General features: G+C 64.2%; 11 protein-coding genes. 3 read left to right on the top strand and 8 right to left on the bottom strand.

Features of this window, described 5'->3' with window-relative positions:
- Positions 1-49 precede the first annotated feature (49 nt).
- Both ACIQUS_RS07965 and ACIQUS_RS07960 read left to right on the top strand, forming a co-directional pair.
- On the top strand, positions 50-1,183 hold the full coding sequence (locus ACIQUS_RS07965) for a PepSY-associated TM helix domain-containing protein (protein WP_403045174.1): 1,134 nt from the start codon (positions 50-52) through the stop codon (positions 1,181-1,183).
- Positions 1,180-1,353, top strand: a complete 174-nt coding sequence (locus ACIQUS_RS07960) for a hypothetical protein (RefSeq protein ID WP_403045171.1) — start codon at positions 1,180-1,182, stop codon at positions 1,351-1,353. The genes ACIQUS_RS07965 and ACIQUS_RS07960 overlap by 4 nt, the downstream gene beginning before the upstream one ends.
- A gap of 154 nt (positions 1,354-1,507) precedes the next feature.
- Here ACIQUS_RS07960 and ACIQUS_RS07955 read toward each other — a convergent pair whose 3' ends face one another.
- From ACIQUS_RS07955 to glnE, 8 genes are all read right to left on the bottom strand, one after another.
- Positions 1,508-2,950 (bottom strand): lipopolysaccharide kinase InaA family protein, encoded by a 1,443-nt coding sequence (locus tag ACIQUS_RS07955; protein ID WP_403045169.1) that lies wholly within the window; start codon positions 2,948-2,950, stop codon positions 1,508-1,510.
- Positions 2,950-3,702, bottom strand: a complete 753-nt coding sequence (locus ACIQUS_RS07950; protein ID WP_403045166.1) for a lipopolysaccharide kinase InaA family protein — start codon at positions 3,700-3,702, stop codon at positions 2,950-2,952. Before ACIQUS_RS07950 ends, ACIQUS_RS07955 begins: the two co-directional genes overlap by 1 nt.
- Positions 3,699-4,433: a lipopolysaccharide kinase InaA family protein gene (locus ACIQUS_RS07945; protein WP_403045164.1), complete on the bottom strand. Its 735-nt coding sequence runs from the start codon at positions 4,431-4,433 to the stop codon at positions 3,699-3,701. Before ACIQUS_RS07945 ends, ACIQUS_RS07950 begins: the two co-directional genes overlap by 4 nt.
- Positions 4,433-5,239 (bottom strand): lipopolysaccharide core heptose(I) kinase RfaP, encoded by an 807-nt coding sequence (gene rfaP / locus ACIQUS_RS07940; RefSeq protein ID WP_403045162.1) that lies wholly within the window; start codon positions 5,237-5,239, stop codon positions 4,433-4,435. The genes ACIQUS_RS07945 and rfaP overlap by 1 nt, the downstream gene beginning before the upstream one ends.
- Entirely contained in the window at positions 5,236-6,360 is a 1,125-nt protein-coding gene (locus ACIQUS_RS07935; protein WP_403045159.1) for a glycosyltransferase family 4 protein, read from the bottom strand. The genes rfaP and ACIQUS_RS07935 overlap by 4 nt, the downstream gene beginning before the upstream one ends.
- A complete protein-coding gene (gene waaC / locus ACIQUS_RS07930; protein WP_403045157.1) occupies positions 6,360-7,418 on the bottom strand; it encodes a lipopolysaccharide heptosyltransferase I in 1,059 nt (352 codons plus the stop codon). The genes ACIQUS_RS07935 and waaC overlap by 1 nt, the downstream gene beginning before the upstream one ends.
- Complete coding sequence (waaF, locus tag ACIQUS_RS07925) at positions 7,419-8,468, bottom strand: lipopolysaccharide heptosyltransferase II (protein WP_403045154.1); 1,050 nt, start codon at positions 8,466-8,468, stop codon at positions 7,419-7,421.
- A gap of 157 nt (positions 8,469-8,625) precedes the next feature.
- Positions 8,626-11,559 (bottom strand): bifunctional [glutamate--ammonia ligase]-adenylyl-L-tyrosine phosphorylase/[glutamate--ammonia-ligase] adenylyltransferase, encoded by a 2,934-nt coding sequence (glnE, locus tag ACIQUS_RS07920; protein WP_403045150.1) that lies wholly within the window; start codon positions 11,557-11,559, stop codon positions 8,626-8,628.
- A gap of 435 nt (positions 11,560-11,994) precedes the next feature.
- On the opposite strand from glnE, the gene aceE reads away from it, so the two are divergent.
- Entirely contained in the window at positions 11,995-14,640 is a 2,646-nt protein-coding gene (gene aceE / locus ACIQUS_RS07915) for a pyruvate dehydrogenase (acetyl-transferring), homodimeric type (RefSeq protein ID WP_403045147.1), read from the top strand.
- Positions 14,641-14,651 lie beyond the last annotated feature (11 nt).

Here is a 14,651-nt window from a genome sequence, read left to right as displayed (position 1 = left end):
CCCACCGGGGACGGCTTTGGTTTTTCTGAAAGCCGAGAAATAAAATGAAATGAAAAGCTCAACCATACGCCGCTGGTCCTCGGTCCACACCTGGACCAGCCTGATCTGCACCCTGTTCCTGCTGATGCTGGCGCTGACCGGTTTGCCGCTGATCTTTCACCACGAGATCGACCATTTGCTGGGCGATGCGCCTGTGCTCAAGGATATGCCGGCCGACACCCCGAAGCTGGACCTGCAGGAGCTGGTACTCAAGGCCCAGGCCCACCGTCCTGGCGAAGCGATGCAGTATTTCGGCTGGGATGAGGACGACAGTAACGGCGTGGTGACGATCATGGCGGCCACCGCCGGCACCGAACCGAACGCGTCGCACACCTTCATGCTCGACGCGCGTACCGGTGACGTGGTGGAAATGCCCTCGGCCAACGGCGGGTTCATGATGACCATGCTGCGGCTGCACGTGGACATGTTCGCCGGCCTGCCGGGCAAGCTGCTGCTGGCGTTCATGGGCTTGCTGTTCGTGGTGGCGATCATCTCCGGTGTGGTGCTCTATGCCCCCTTCATGCGCCGCCTCAAGTTCGCGACGGTGCGCCATGACAAGTCCTCGCGACTGCGCTGGCTCGACCTGCACAACCTGATCGGCATCGTCACCCTGACCTGGGCACTGGTGGTGGGCGTGACCGGGGTGATCAGCGCCCTGTCGGACCTGGTGATCGCCGCGTGGCGTAATGAAAGCCTGGCCGCGATGGTCGCGCCCTACCGTGATGCGCCGCCTTTGACCCAGCTGGCGCCGGTCAGCCGGGTGTTGGAGATCGCCGCCGACGCCGCACCGGGCATGCAACCGGACTTCATTGCCTTTCCCGGCACGCGCTTCTCCAGTGAGCACCACTACGCAGTGTTCATGAAAGGCAGCACCCACCTGACCGCCCACCTGCTCACGCCGGTACTGATCGACGCCAGCACCCTGAAGGTCACGGCCATCGGCGAGCGCCCCTGGTACATGGACGCCATGGGCCTGTCGCAACCGCTGCACTTTGGCGACTACGGCGGCCGGCCGATGCAGATCCTCTGGGCAGTGCTGGATGTGCTGACCATCATCGTGCTGGGCAGCGGTGTGTACCTGTGGGTGGTACGGCGTCGCGCCGTTGCGACCGTTTCGGCCGCGCGGGCGGAGGTGGCGGGATGAAACGTCAGACGTCGAACCTGTGGACGGTGTTCGCCATGCCCGGCCTCATCGCTCTGCTCGGAGCGCTGGGGCTGTTTGCCGCGTTGCTGGGCGATGGTGGCTGGGATGCGCTGGCCTGGGTCGGACTGGGGCTGTCGGCCTGGTATGGGCTGCGGGGGTTCTTCAGATAACCCCGCCCACGTAGCCGCTGCCGAGGAACGAGGCTGCGATCGACTGCCTGTAGGGGCGGCGGTGCGACGACTCGACTTGCCCCGCGAATCGTCGCAGAGTCCAATCGCGGGGCAAGTCGAGTCGTCACGGCAGCGGCTACACGGGTTTGGTCTATCAGTCAGCCAGCTTCGGCAGACACTCATCCAGCCGCTTGTGCAGCGCACTGTCACTCGGCCAGTTGCGCAGCAAGCGCGCCCGGTCACGGGCAAAGGCCGGCGCGAAACTGAGCTGGGTGGCGTGCTGGCACATCGCATCCAGGTCGATCAGCGACCACTGGCCATCCTGCCAGAACAGGTTGTGGCCCTTCATGTCGCCATGGCTGATGCGCTCGTGAATCAACTGCTCCAACACATGCTGCAGCGCCTGCAGTTGTTCGTCAGGCACCTCACCCGACGCAACATAGGGCGCAAAGCATTCCAGCAGGTCCGGCCCGTCGGCATACTCGGTGACCAGGTAGGCGCGGCTGCGCAGCCCCATGAAGCGCAGCTCCTGCACCGCCAACGGCCTGGGCGTGGCAATGCCGAGGAACTCCAGGCGATGCCCTTCGATCCACGAATGCCAGGCGCGGCTCGGGCGCCAGAAGCGCTTGAACCAGTGGGCGGTGTTCTTGATGTTGTAACGCTTGAGCACCAGCGGCCGCCCGTCCGCCTCGACCCGTGCGACACTGGCCGCGCCACCGGTCTTGTACAGGTGGCCCTGGTCGATCAGCACATCGGCCTGCTCCAGCACCGGCAGCATGGCCGCCAGCTCAGCGCGCCGGATCGAGCGCAGGCCGGACGGGCCACGTTCGACACTGAACAGCGTGCACTCGCGTCCTGCCTTTTCCAGGTAATCCTTCAGGCGCCAGCTGCGCACCTTGTCGATCTGCTTTTGCAACGCTTCCAGCGGCAAGGCATGCTCGGCGTTGGCCAGCAGGTAATGCACCAGCAGCTCCTCGATGAAGGGTTCCAGGCGCTTGGGCAACTGGGCGAAGAGCACGCCGAGGTTCTGCAGCACCTGGGGACGCGACAACGGCTTGCCCGGGGTCTCGGCCTTGATGCCGGCGCCGTCGATCAGGTACAGCTGGCCGCCATGACGCAGCAGGTTGTCCAGGTGCAGGTCTTCCTGCCACAGGCCCTTGGCGTGCATCCCGGCCACGGCCGCCAGGGCTTCGCCGAGCACCCGTTGCTGTTCATCGGCCAGTGGCTTCAAGGCTTCGACCTCAGCCCAGGCGTCGGCCAGGCTCTGGGCGTCTTCGAGAAACTCGAACAGCAGCCAGCCACCTTCGCCCTCGCGCAAGCCATCGGCCAGCAGCAACGGCGTGGTCAGCCCTTGCGCCGCCAGTAGCCGCGCACCGTCGAGCTCACGCTGGAAATGCCGGGCGGCACTGCTGCCCACCAGCAACTTGGCCAGCACCGGCTTGCCGCGCCAGATCCCGGCGCCCACATAACGCTGCCCGGGCAGCACCCGCAGCAGGCTGAGCAACTGCAGCTCGGCACTGCCGGCGGCGTCGGCCAGGCTGATGTTCAGTGGCAGATCCGGGCTGCGCCCGGCTTCCTTGAGTTCGGACAAACGCATCAGCGAGCCTCTTTCTCACGGCGGCGGCGCGTCAGGCGCTGCAGCCAGGTATCGACCAACGGGCTGTCGGCGGGCTGGTCCAGGTAGGACGACAGCAGCACGCGTACTTCAGCTTCGCTCCAGACCGGTGCGCGACGCAACAGCGGCTCAAGGTCCTTGAGCCGGTCGCGCATGCCCAGCCACAAGGGCCGGGTCTTCTCCAGGTCGATCAGTTGCGCCTGCCAGCCATCGCTGCGCGCGCGCAGGAAAATATGCTTGGGATAAAAGCAGCCATGCACCTGGCGTGCGCGGTGCAGCGTACGCGCCAGCAGGCCACAGGCGCGCAGGATGCCCTGGCGCTGGCCGATGTCGAGTTCCGGCCACTGCCCGAGCAGGCTGTCCAGGTCGTTCCAGTCATCCAGGGCACGGGTCATGAGGATGGCCCGACGTTCGCCATCGACCTTGCGCTCGCCATAGTACACCGCCTGCAAGGCAGGGATTCCGAGCTTCTGGTAGCGACTGATGTTGCGGAACTCGCGGGCGAAGGTCGGCTCGCCGAACGGTCGGTGCAAGGTGCGCGTCAGGTAGTCGCTCTGGCGCTTGAGGTAGTACCCCTTGCCTTCGAGCTCCAGGCGATAGACGCTGCTCCAGCCTCCACGACCGGTGTTGGGCTCGTCCACCGCATCGAGTTGCAGCGCCCAGAGCTGGTCGAAGCCATTCAGGCCATGGCGCTCAAGCAGTGCCATGTCGGCACTGGCGAGAAAATCAGTCATTCGCGTCCCTCGAAAAACGTCACGATATGCCGGATGCGGCGCTTGTCCGACGCATTCAGGCGTTCGCGCCTGCGGTACTGCAGGTAGAAGCGCAACCGCTGGGTGGCTGACAAATGATATTTGGCCACTTTGTCCAGGCACGCCAGGTCCTTGGTGATGCGGTAGCGCAGCATGAAGCTGCGCCAGAAATCACCGGTCGGGCAATCGATGAAAAACAACATGGCCCGGTCATCCACCAGCAGGTTGCGCCACTTCAGGTCGTTATGGGTGAAATGGTGATCGTGCATCATCCGGGTATGCCGGGCGAGCTGGCGGCTGATGTGGTCGACCCAGCCGCGATCGGCCAGGCGCGGGTCCTTGCGTTCGGCCAGGGCCGAGAGGTCTTCGGTACGCGGCAGCTCGCGGGTGATCATCGCCCCGCGGCCAAATGCCAGGCCCCGGCGTTCAAGCCCCCAGGCCACCACCTCGGCGGTGGGAATGTCCCACTTGGCGAACTGCTTGAGGTTCTGCCATTCGGCCTTGATCCGCGGGCGTCCCAGGTAACGGCGCAGGCCCTTGCCGGCACCGATGTAGCGTTTGACGTAATAGTTGACCCCGTCGCGCTCGACGCGGATCACTTCACTCAGCGGGTCGTGGGTCAGGCGCTCGCCCTTGAGAGCGAAGACCGCCTCGAGGCTGCCAAAGTCCGCCGCCAGTGCCTGGTAACCAGGCGCCAGTGTCCACCCCGCCATCAGAGCGCGTCCCCGTATCGTTGTTTACGCGCATAGAGTTTGCGCGCCTTGCCTTCCAGCCAGCGCAGCAGCGTGGCTTCCTCGGCCAGGATCCGGCGCAGCGGCTGCTGGAAGTAGCCACGCAGGAAGCGCAGCTTGTCGCGCCGGGTCAAGCCGATGTCGAGCGCCGAGAAATACAGCGCCGCCAGGTCCTTGTTGCGCCAGCGCCGGGAGATACTCGTACGGGTCTGGGCGCGATGCAGGTCGATGACCGACAGTTTGAAGTCATCGGCCGTCACTTCACGATCGGTGTGCAGGAGGAAGTGGCAGATATAGCAGTCGCGGTGATTGACCCCGGCGCGGTGCATCATGCCGGTCATGCGTGCCACCTCGGCGACCAGCGCACGCTTGAGGCGTGGCACAGGCGGTTGCTTGACCCAGTCGATGCTGAAGTCTTCCAGGCTGATGGTCGGCGCCAGTTCCTCGGTGACAATGAACGAGTGCTGCTGCGCCGGGTTGCTGCCGCGCTCGCCATAGGCGACGGCGGTCATGGTCGGCACGCCAACTTCGTGCAGGCGCTGGATCGCCTGCCATTCCTGGCCGGCACCGAGCACCGGCAACTTGGCGGTGAACAGGTTCTTGAAAATCTCGCCCCAGCCGATGCCGCGGTGGATCTTGACGAAATAACCGCGCCCCTCGACTTCGGTACGCAAGGTGCGACGTCCTTCCAGCTCGCGGTACACCTGCCCTTGCAGGCCCTCCACGGCATCGAAGGCATCGCGCCCGGCCCACAGGCGCTTGAACGGCTCGGCCAGTATCAGTTTCATGGGCGCTCCGGGGCCAGGATCACATCGGCGGCATGCTCGGGCATGCTGTAGAGGTCGGCGGTTTCGGCGAACGCCAGGCCGTTGCTCGCCCAGGCGCCACGGGCCGCATCGTCTTCGAGCATGCGCTGCAGGTAGCGGTTGAGCTGATCCTGCTCGAACGGCTCATCGAGCACCAGGCCGCTGTCGGCCTCGGCGATGTAATGGGCATAACCGCAGACCGCCGAGACCAGCACCGGCAGACCGGCCACCAGCGCCTCAAGCAGCACGGTGCCGGTGTTCTCGTTGTAGGCCGGGTGGATCAGCAGGTCGGCGCCCAGCAGGAAGCGCGGAATATCGCTGCGGCCCTTGAGGAACTGCACCTGATCGGTCAGGCCCAGGGTCGCGCTTTGCAGTTGGAACACCTTGGGGTCGTCCTGGCCGATGACCATCAGCCGGGTGCGCTTGCGCAAGGCCGAGGGCAAGGCTGCCAGGGCCTTGAGGGTGCGATCGACGCCTTTGGTCTTGAACCCGGAGCCAATCTGCACCATCAGCAGTTGATCGTCTTTCAGGTCGAATTCGCGACGGAACTCGACGCGGATTTCGGCGGCATTGGCCGGCGCCCGGCGATCCTGGCTGATGCCCGGTGGCAACAGGTGGAAGCGCTCGATCGGCGTGTCGTAATGCTTGATGAACAGCGGTTGCTGGACCTCGGAGATCATCAGGACCTCGGTTTTGGCCTCCCTGGCGAACACCGCCCGCTCGTACTCGGCGAAGTGCCGGTAGCGACCCCAGCGCCGGTACAGCGAGTTGCGCAGGTTCTGCGCCTTGTCTTCGAAGCAGCCGTCAGCGGCGTAGTAGACGTCCAGTCCGGGCATCTTGTTGAAGCCGATCAAGCGATCCACCGGACGCTTGGCCAGGTCCGCTTCCATCCAGGCGCTGAGCTTCTCGTTGCGTCGATGGTTGAACAGCGCCTTGACCGGCGCCACCAGCACCTCGAAGCCCTCAGGCACGTCGCCTTCCCAGATCAGGGTGTAGACGCGGATCTTGTGGCCACGACGCTGGCACTCCAGGGCGATGCGCATGAAGTCACGCTGCAGGCCACCGAAGGGGAAATACTTGTACAGAACAAAAGCCAGTTGCATCAACGAACATCCTCAGCCAGCAGCAACGCGCGCAATTGGCTCGCCACACGCTCGGGATTCAGGCGAGTGAAGCACAGTGGCCACTCGCGTTTGAGATCGAACCGGCGCTGATCGTCAGCGCTCGGTTTGTAAGTGCATTTTTTCTGCAGGCACGGGGCGCAGGCGAAATCGCTGGCCAGGTGCACCTGGGACTTGCCGTAGGCGCCGGTCAGCCCCGGGTTGGTCGGGCCGAACAGTGACAGGGTCGGCACATCCAGGGCCGCCGCCAGGTGGCCAAGGCCGGTGTCCACCGCCACGCAGGCCTTGGCGGCCGCCAGCACGCGGGCGACACCCGCCAGGTTTAACTTGGGCAGTACCTGGCAGTTATTCAAGCCCTTGGCGATGCGCTCGGCGCGGGCCTGCTCGGCCGGGTTGCCCCACGGCAGGCGTACCTCAAGCCCTTGCTGACCCAGGCGCTCGGCCAGCTCGCGCCAGTAAGCCTCGGGCCAATGCTTGGTCGCCCAGGTGGTGCCATGCAGGAACACCACGAAGGGCGCGGCCGGCGGCAACTGCAGGCGATCGAGGTCCAGACCGTAGTCGCCCAGGCCTGCCGGCAAGTCGTAACCCAGGGCCAGGCCGAACAGCTGGCGCACCCGCTCCACCGCATGTTGCCCGCGCTGCACCGAGAAGCGTCGGTCATAGAAGCGACTGGACAGCCCTTCACGGGCCGAATAGCGGTCGAGGCCGGCCACCGGCGCCTTGACGTAGCGCGTCAGCCAGGCCGACTTGACCAGGCCCTGGGCGTCGATCACCAGATCGTACTTGTTTTCGCGCAGGCGCTGCTTGAACTGGCGCCACTCGCCGCTCTTGAAGGTCTGCCAGAGGTTCTTGCGCCAGCGGCGGATCGCCACCGGGATGACCTTGTCCACCGCCGGGTGCCAGCTGGGAATTTCGGCGAAGCCTTCCTCGACCACCCAGTCGAAGCGGATGCCGGGAATCGCCCGGGCCGCATCGGTCAGCGCCGGCAGCGCATGAATCACATCGCCCAGGGAGGACGTCTTGATCAGCAATACCCGCACTTAGTCGACCTCGGCCATGACATCGATCAGGGTCGGGCCGTTCAGGCGCTGCAACGCGGCCACCACGGTATCCGGCTCAAGCTGGCGCAGGCAGTTGTAATGACCGTAGCGGCAGGTGCGGTCGAAACACGGGCTGCATTCGAGCCCCAAACGCACCACTTCGACCTGGTCGGCCAGCGGCGGGGTGAAACCCGGCGAGGTCGAGCCATAGACCGCCACCAGCGGTCGGTTCAACGCCGCGGCCACGTGCATCAGGCCCGAATCGTTGGACACCACCGCGTCGCTGCACGACATCAGGTCGATGGCCTCGGCCAACGACGTTTCACCGCTGAGGTTATAGGACTCTTCGCGCAAGCCCGGGATCAGTCGATCACGAATCGACTCGCCCACGGCGTGGTCGTTCTTCGAGCCGAACAGCCAGACCTGCCAGCCTTCACGGATCTTGACTTCGGCGACCTTGGCGTAATGCTCCGATGGCCAGCGCTTGGCCTCGCCGAACTCGGCCCCCGGGCACAGCGCCAGCACCGGCCGGTCCAGGCTCAGGCCGAACTTGGCCAGGGCCGCGTCGCGGCTGGCGGCTTCGATCTGCAGGCTCGGGCGCGGGTACGGCTTGGGCAACTCGGTGCCCACCGGGTAGGCCAAGGCCATGAAGCGTTCGATCATCAGCGGGTAGCGAGCCTTGTCGAGCTTGCGCACATCATTGAGCAGGCCAAAGCGCAGCTCGCCGCGCCAGCCGGTACGCTTGGGAATGCCGGCAAAGAACGGCACCAGCGCCGACTTCAGCGAGTTGGGCAGCAGAATCGCCTGGTCGTACTGGCCAGCCAGGGACTTGCCGATGCGCCGGCGGGTCGCCAGCTCCAGTGCGCCGTGGCCGAGCGGAAAGCTCAAGGCCTGGCGGACTTCAGGCATGCGCTCAAGGATCGGCCGGCTCCACTCAGGGGCCAGCACATCGATCACGCACGCCGGGTGCTGTTGCTTCAGGCACTGGAACAGGGTCTGCGCCATTACCATGTCGCCCACCCAGCTGGGGCCAATGATCAAAATTCTCATGCTTTATCCAGAAACGATCAGGGAGGCTGCAGCCTGTCCGCGAACAGCCTGGCCTCCCTTCTTTATATTCAGGCTATAGAGGGACCAGTGTACGCCACTCGGGCTGTACTGTGGTCAAGGCTGGCCTCCTGCCGCCTGATTCGCCTGGTTCAACCGCTCAGCTCAGGCCCAGTTCGGACCAGATCCGCCGTACCTCGCCGCGCTCCTGCACGAACTGCCCGGCATCGATCACCCCGGCCTGTTTCTGCAGGGCCTGGCGGTGCGCGGCCGAACGGAACGCCTTGTACACCTCACGCAGCAGTACCGCGTCGCTGGCGGGCATCAGCCCGGCCTGCTCGAGCTCTTCGAGGATGCGGATGTTGTCGGTCCAGCGCAGCAGTTCCGGATGGTCGTGAGACCAGGCCAAAGCGGCGTATTGCACCATAAATTCGATATCGACGATACCACCGGAGTCCTGCTTGATATCGAAGGGCACCCCGGCCTCGAAGGCATTGGCACCGGTGCCGGCGGCAGTGACCTTGGTCCCCAGGTTGTCGCGCATCTTGGCGCGCATCTCGCTGACTTCCGCCTGCAGTTTCGGCAGGTCGCGAGCCTGGCCGAGGATCCGCGCACGCACCGCCTCGAAGGCTGCGCCCACTTGCGGGCACCCCACCAGCACCCGGGCACGCACCAGGGCCTGGTGCTCCCAGGTCCAGGCTTCGTTCTGCTGGTAGCGCTCGAAAGCGCCCACAGAACTGACCAACAGGCCCGATGCGCCGGAGGGACGCAGGCGCATGTCCACGTCGTAGAGCTGCCCGGAGTTGGTCTGGGTGGCCAGCAGGTGAATGATCCGCTGCCCCAGGCGGGTGAAAAACTGGGCGCTGTCGATGGGCTTGGCGCCGTCGGTCTCGGCCTGCGAGTCGCCGTCATGGATGAACACCAGGTCCAGGTCCGAACCATGGCCCAGCTCGATACCCCCGACCTTGCCGTAGCCGACGATGATAAAGCCCGGATCGCACAGGCTGCCGTCACTGCGCTTGGGCTGGCCGTGTCGGGTCACGGTCTGGCGCCAGGCCAGGGCCAGCACCTGGTTGAGGATGGCTTCAGCCAGCCAGGTCAGGTAATCGCTGACTTTCATCAGCGGCAGGTTGCCGGCGATTTCCGAGGCGGCCACCCGCAAGCTGTGCGCCAGCTTGAAGTGCCGCAGGGCTTCCATTTGCTGCTCCAGATCGTCCTCGGGAATCCGCGTCAGACGCTCGCGCAGTTCTGCGGCCAGTTCCGGCGCCTTGGGCGGGCTGAACAGGCGACCTTCGTTGAGCAGTTCATCGAGCAGCAACGGGAAGCGGGTGATCTGCTCGGCGATCCAGGGGCTCGCGGCGCACAGGGTCAACAGCCGACGCAGCGCCCCCGGGTTCTCGGTGAGCAGCACCAGATAGGCCGAACGCCGGGCAACCGCCTCAACCAGCGGCAACACCCGCTCCAGCACCAGGTCGGGGTCGGCATGCTCCACCGCCTGGGCCAGCAGGCGTGGAATAAAGGCATCCAGACGCTCGCGCCCCAGGCGCTGCATGGCGCGCAACTGCGGACTGCTGCGCAGCCCTGCCAATTGTCTGAGCGCCTTGCCCGGGTCGGTAAAGCCGGCGTCCTGCAACTGACGGCAGGCGGCATCTTCATCCTGGGCTTCCTCCCAGAGCGGCAGCCATTCACCGCCGACGATGACCTCGCCCTCTTCTTCATCCTCGTCCGGATCGGCAATCACCTGGCGGAAGTGCCAGTCGATACGGCCGCGCCAGTGCATCAGTTGGGCGTGGAAGCCCGACCAGTCGGCAAAGCCAAGCATGAAGGCGATACGCGCGCGGTCCCGCTCGTCGTCCGGCAACATCTGGGTCTGGCGGTCGGCGATGGCCTGGATGGCGTGCTCGGTGTAACGCAGGAACTCGTAGCCCTCGCGCAGCTCGGCCACCACCGCCGGCGGCAGGAAGCCCTGGCCTTCCAGGGTCGCCAGCACCTTGAGCAAGGGCCGCTGTTGCAGGCTCAGGTCGCGGCCACCATGGATCAGTTGGAACGCCTGGGCGATGAACTCGACTTCGCGGATGCCACCGGCACCGAGCTTGATGTTCTCGGCCATGCCCTTGCGCCGCACTTCCTGCTGGATCAGCTGCTTCATGGTGCGTAGCGCTTCGATCGCCGAGAAGTCCAGATAGCGCCGGTAGACGAACGGTCGCAGCAGCTCCAGCAACTGTGCCCCGGCCACTTGGTCGCCGGCCACCACCCGCGCCTTGATCATCGCGTAGCGTTCCCAGTCGCGGCCCTGGTCCTGGTAGTACTGCTCCAGGGCATTGAAGCTGAGCACCAGCGCGCCGGAGGAGCCATAAGGGCGCAGGCGCATGTCGACGCGGAACACGAAGCCATCGACGGTGATCGGGTCCAGGGCCTTGATCAGGCGCTGGCCCAGGCGGGTGAAGAACTCCTGGTTATCCAGCGAGCGCTTGACCCCTTCGGTCTCGCCGCCTTCGGGGAAGGCGAAGATCAGGTCGATGTCCGACGACAGGTTCAGCTCCACTGCGCCGAGCTTGCCCATGCCCAGCACTACCATATGTTGTGGCTGGCCGCTGCGATGGCCGATGGGGGTGCCGAACTGCTGGCAGTGACGCGGGTAGAGCCAGTGGTAGGCCTGGTCGATGCACGCGTCGGCGAGGTCCGACAGATCGCGGCAGGTCTGCACCAGGTCAGCCTGGCGGTTCAGGTCGCGCCAGATGATCCGCACCTGCTGGCGGTTGCGCTGGCGGCGCAGGTTGCGCGCCAGCGCGTCTTCGCTTTCGGCCGCCTGGCTGGCAGCGGCGATCTGCGCGCAAAGCTCTCCCGCGCCGAAGCTGCGGTCGAGTTCACCGCTACGGGCCAGCTCAACCAGCATCGCCGGATCGCGCACCACTTGTTCAAGGACAAAATCGCTGGCTGCGGTGACCCGGGCAAACTGTGCCCAGCGCTCATCGCTCCAGTCGTCGACCGTCAACTCAGCCTGTTGGGCCAGCGCAGTGCGAAACGAATGCTCATTGCGGCTGACCAACGGTGCGAGGGTAGCGGGCAGTTCAACCAGCAGGGGCAGGCTCATGGTCTATCCTTGATCGGCGAGAAAAGATTGGCGGCAGTGGGAGCGGGCTTGCCCCGCGATGCAATTGGCCCGACAGAATGCGATCGCGGGGCAAGCCCGCTCCCACCGGCACGGTTGGACTGTCATACAAAAGTTAGAAATAGCTGAAAATTCTGATTTTCTGGCAGAAACCATCGCAGCGAACCTTTTTTTGACTAGCTTTTAACCACCGGTATCGTTTTTTCCCACAACCTGAACAGAGGCCACGAGCCATTTTTCTGTAGTTTTACTACTGTCTTTTCACTTCAAAAGCATGAAATGGTGATTCATTTGTAGTAAAACTACACAACGCCGGTACACTCTCCGGTAATCCAAGAATTTCATGTCGTCTGCCCAAAAGGCCAGTCGCAAACTCAGGCAACCGATTCTGGAAGCCTTTCCGCCCTGGAGCAAGCCATGCAAGACCTCGATCCCGTCGAAACCCAGGAATGGCTGGACGCCCTGGAGTCGGTTCTCGACAAAGAAGGCGAAGACCGCGCTCACTATCTGATGACCCGAATGGGCGAGCTGGCCACCCGTAGTGGCTCCCAGCTGCCATATGCCATCACCACGCCATACCGCAACACCATCCCCGTCACCCACGAAGCACGCATGCCTGGCGACCTGTTCATGGAACGCCGCATTCGCTCGATGGTACGTTGGAACGCGCTGGCGATGGTCATGCGCACCAACCTGAAAGACTCGGACCTGGGCGGCCACATTTCGAGCTTCGCCTCCAGCGCCACCCTGTATGACATTGGCTTCAACTACTTCTTCCAGGCCCCGACCGAAGAACACGGCGGCGACCTGATCTTCTTCCAGGGCCACGCCTCGCCTGGCGTCTACGCCCGCGCCTTCATGGAAGGTCGCATCAACGAAGACCAGATGAACAACTTCCGTCAGGAAGTCGATGGCAAGGGCCTGTCGAGCTACCCGCATCCTTGGCTGATGCCTGACTTCTGGCAGTTCCCGACCGTTTCCATGGGTCTGGGCCCGATCCAGGCGATCTACCAGGCTCGCTTCATGAAGTACCTGGAAGCCCGTGGCTTCATCCCGGCCGGCAAGCAGAAGGTCTGGTGCTTCATGGGCGACGGCGAGTGCGACGAGCCGGAATCCCTGGGCGCAATCGCCCTGGCCGGCCGCGAGAAGCTGGACAACCTGATCTTCGTCATCAACTGCAACCTGCAGCGCCTCGACGGCCCGGTTCGCGGCAACGGCAAGATCATCCAGGAACTCGAAGGCGTGTTCCGTGGCGGCGGCTGGAACGTCAACAAGGTGGTCTGGGGCCGTTTCTGGGACCCACTGTTCGCCAAGGACACCAACGGTGCCCTGCAGCGCCGCATGGACGAAGTCATCGACGGCGAGTACCAGAACTACAAGGCCAAGGACGGCGCGTTCGTCCGTGAGCACTTCTTCAACACCCCAGAACTCAAGGCCATGGTCGAAGACCTGTCCGACGAAGAGATCTGGAAGCTCAACCGTGGCGGCCACGACCCGTACAAGGTCTATGCGGCCTACCACCAGGCGGTCAACCACAAAGAGCAACCGACCGTCATCCTGGCCAAGACCATCAAGGGTTATGGTACCGGTGCCGGCGAAGCCAAGAACACCGCACACAACACCAAGAAGGTCGACGTCGACAGCCTGCGCCAGTTCCGCGACCGCTTCGACATCCCGGTCAAGGACGACGAGCTGGAAAACCTGCCGTTCTTCAAGCCTGAGGAAGGCAGCGCCGAAGCCCGTTACCTGGCCGAGCGCCGCACTGCCCTGGGTGGTTTCGTGCCACAGCGCCGTGCACAGAGCTTCAGCGTGCCGACCCCGCCACTGGAAACCCTGAAGGCGATCCTGGACGGTTCGGGCGACCGCGAAATCTCCACCACCATGGCTTTCGTGCGGATCCTCGCGCAACTGGTCAAGGACAAGGAAATCGGCCAGCGCATCGTCCCGATCATCCCGGACGAAGCCCGTACCTTCGGTATGGAAGGCATGTTCCGCCAGCTGGGCATCTACTCGTCCGTCGGCCAGCTCTACGAGCCAGTCGATAAAGACCAGGTGATGTTCTACCGCGAAGACAAGAAGGGCCAGATCCTCGAGGAAGGCATCAACGAAGCCGGCGCCATGTCGTCGTTCATCGCTGCCGGCACCTCGTACAGCTGCCACAACCAGCCGATGCTGCCGTTCTACATCTTCTACTCGATGTTCGGTTTCCAGCGTATCGGTGACCTGGCCTGGGCCGCTGGCGACAGCCGTACCCGCGGCTTCCTGATCGGCGGTACTGCCGGCCGTACCACCCTCAACGGTGAAGGCCTGCAGCACGAAGACGGTCACAGCCACATGATGGCCGGTACCATCCCGAACTGCCGCACCTACGATCCGACCTACGGCTACGAGCTGGCGGTGATCATCCAGGACGGCATGAAGAAGATGACCGAAGAGCAGCAGGACATCTTCTACTACATCACCGTGATGAACGAGTCCTACCAGCAGCCTGCCATGCCGGCCGGCGTCGAGGAAGGCATCATCAAGGGCATGTACCTGCTCGAGGAAGATACCCGCGAAGCGGCGCACCACGTCCAGCTGATGGGCTCGGGCACCATCCTGCGCGAAGTGCGTGAAGCGGCGAAGATCCTGCGTGAAGAGTTCAACGTCGGCGCCGACGTGTGGAGCGTCACCAGCTTCAACGAACTGCGTCGCGACGGCCTGGCCGTAGAGCGCAGCAACCGCCTCAAGCCTGGCCAGAAGCCACAGCAGACCTACGTCGAGCAGTGCCTGAACGGTCGCAAGGGTCCGGTCATCGCCTCCACCGACTACATGAAGCTGTTCGCCGAACAGATCCGTCAGTGGGTGCCGAGCAAAGAATTCAAAGTCCTGGGTACCGATGGCTACGGTCGCAGCGACAGCCGCAAGAAGCTGCGTCACTTCTTCGAAGTCGACCGTCACTTCGTCGTGCTGGCTGCCCTGGAAGCCCTGGCTGACCGTGGCGAGATCGAACCGAAGGTGGTGGCCGACGCCATCGTCAAGTTCGGCATCGACCCGGACAAGCGCAACCCACTGGACTGCTGAGGAGTATTTTT

The organism is Pseudomonas sp. NPDC090755 (genome assembly GCF_044769005.1).
In the GTDB taxonomy this organism is placed as follows: domain Bacteria; phylum Pseudomonadota; class Gammaproteobacteria; order Pseudomonadales; family Pseudomonadaceae; genus Aquipseudomonas.
The sequence above is the reverse complement of the archived record's forward strand: the minus strand, read 5'-3'. Positions and strand labels throughout refer to the sequence as shown.

Bases quoted from the DNA above. Each gene is read 5' to 3' on its own strand.
- rfaP (WP_403045162.1), bottom strand. From the start codon at position 5,239: ATGAAACTGATACTGGCCGAGCCGTTCAAGCGCCTGTGGGCCGGGCGC.
- ACIQUS_RS07935 (WP_403045159.1), bottom strand. From the start codon at position 6,360: ATGCAACTGGCTTTTGTTCTGTACAAGTATTTCCCCTTCGGTGGCCTG.
- ACIQUS_RS07960 (WP_403045171.1), top strand. From the start codon at position 1,180: ATGAAACGTCAGACGTCGAACCTGTGGACGGTGTTCGCCATGCCCGGC.
- aceE (WP_403045147.1), top strand. From the start codon at position 11,995: ATGCAAGACCTCGATCCCGTCGAAACCCAGGAATGGCTGGACGCCCTG.
- glnE (WP_403045150.1), bottom strand. From the start codon at position 11,559: ATGAGCCTGCCCCTGCTGGTTGAACTGCCCGCTACCCTCGCACCGTTG.
- ACIQUS_RS07945 (WP_403045164.1), bottom strand. From the start codon at position 4,433: ATGGCGGGGTGGACACTGGCGCCTGGTTACCAGGCACTGGCGGCGGAC.
- ACIQUS_RS07965 (WP_403045174.1), top strand. From the start codon at position 50: ATGAAAAGCTCAACCATACGCCGCTGGTCCTCGGTCCACACCTGGACC.
- waaF (WP_403045154.1), bottom strand. From the start codon at position 8,468: ATGAGAATTTTGATCATTGGCCCCAGCTGGGTGGGCGACATGGTAATG.
- ACIQUS_RS07955 (WP_403045169.1), bottom strand. From the start codon at position 2,950: ATGCGTTTGTCCGAACTCAAGGAAGCCGGGCGCAGCCCGGATCTGCCA.
- ACIQUS_RS07950 (WP_403045166.1), bottom strand. From the start codon at position 3,702: ATGACTGATTTTCTCGCCAGTGCCGACATGGCACTGCTTGAGCGCCAT.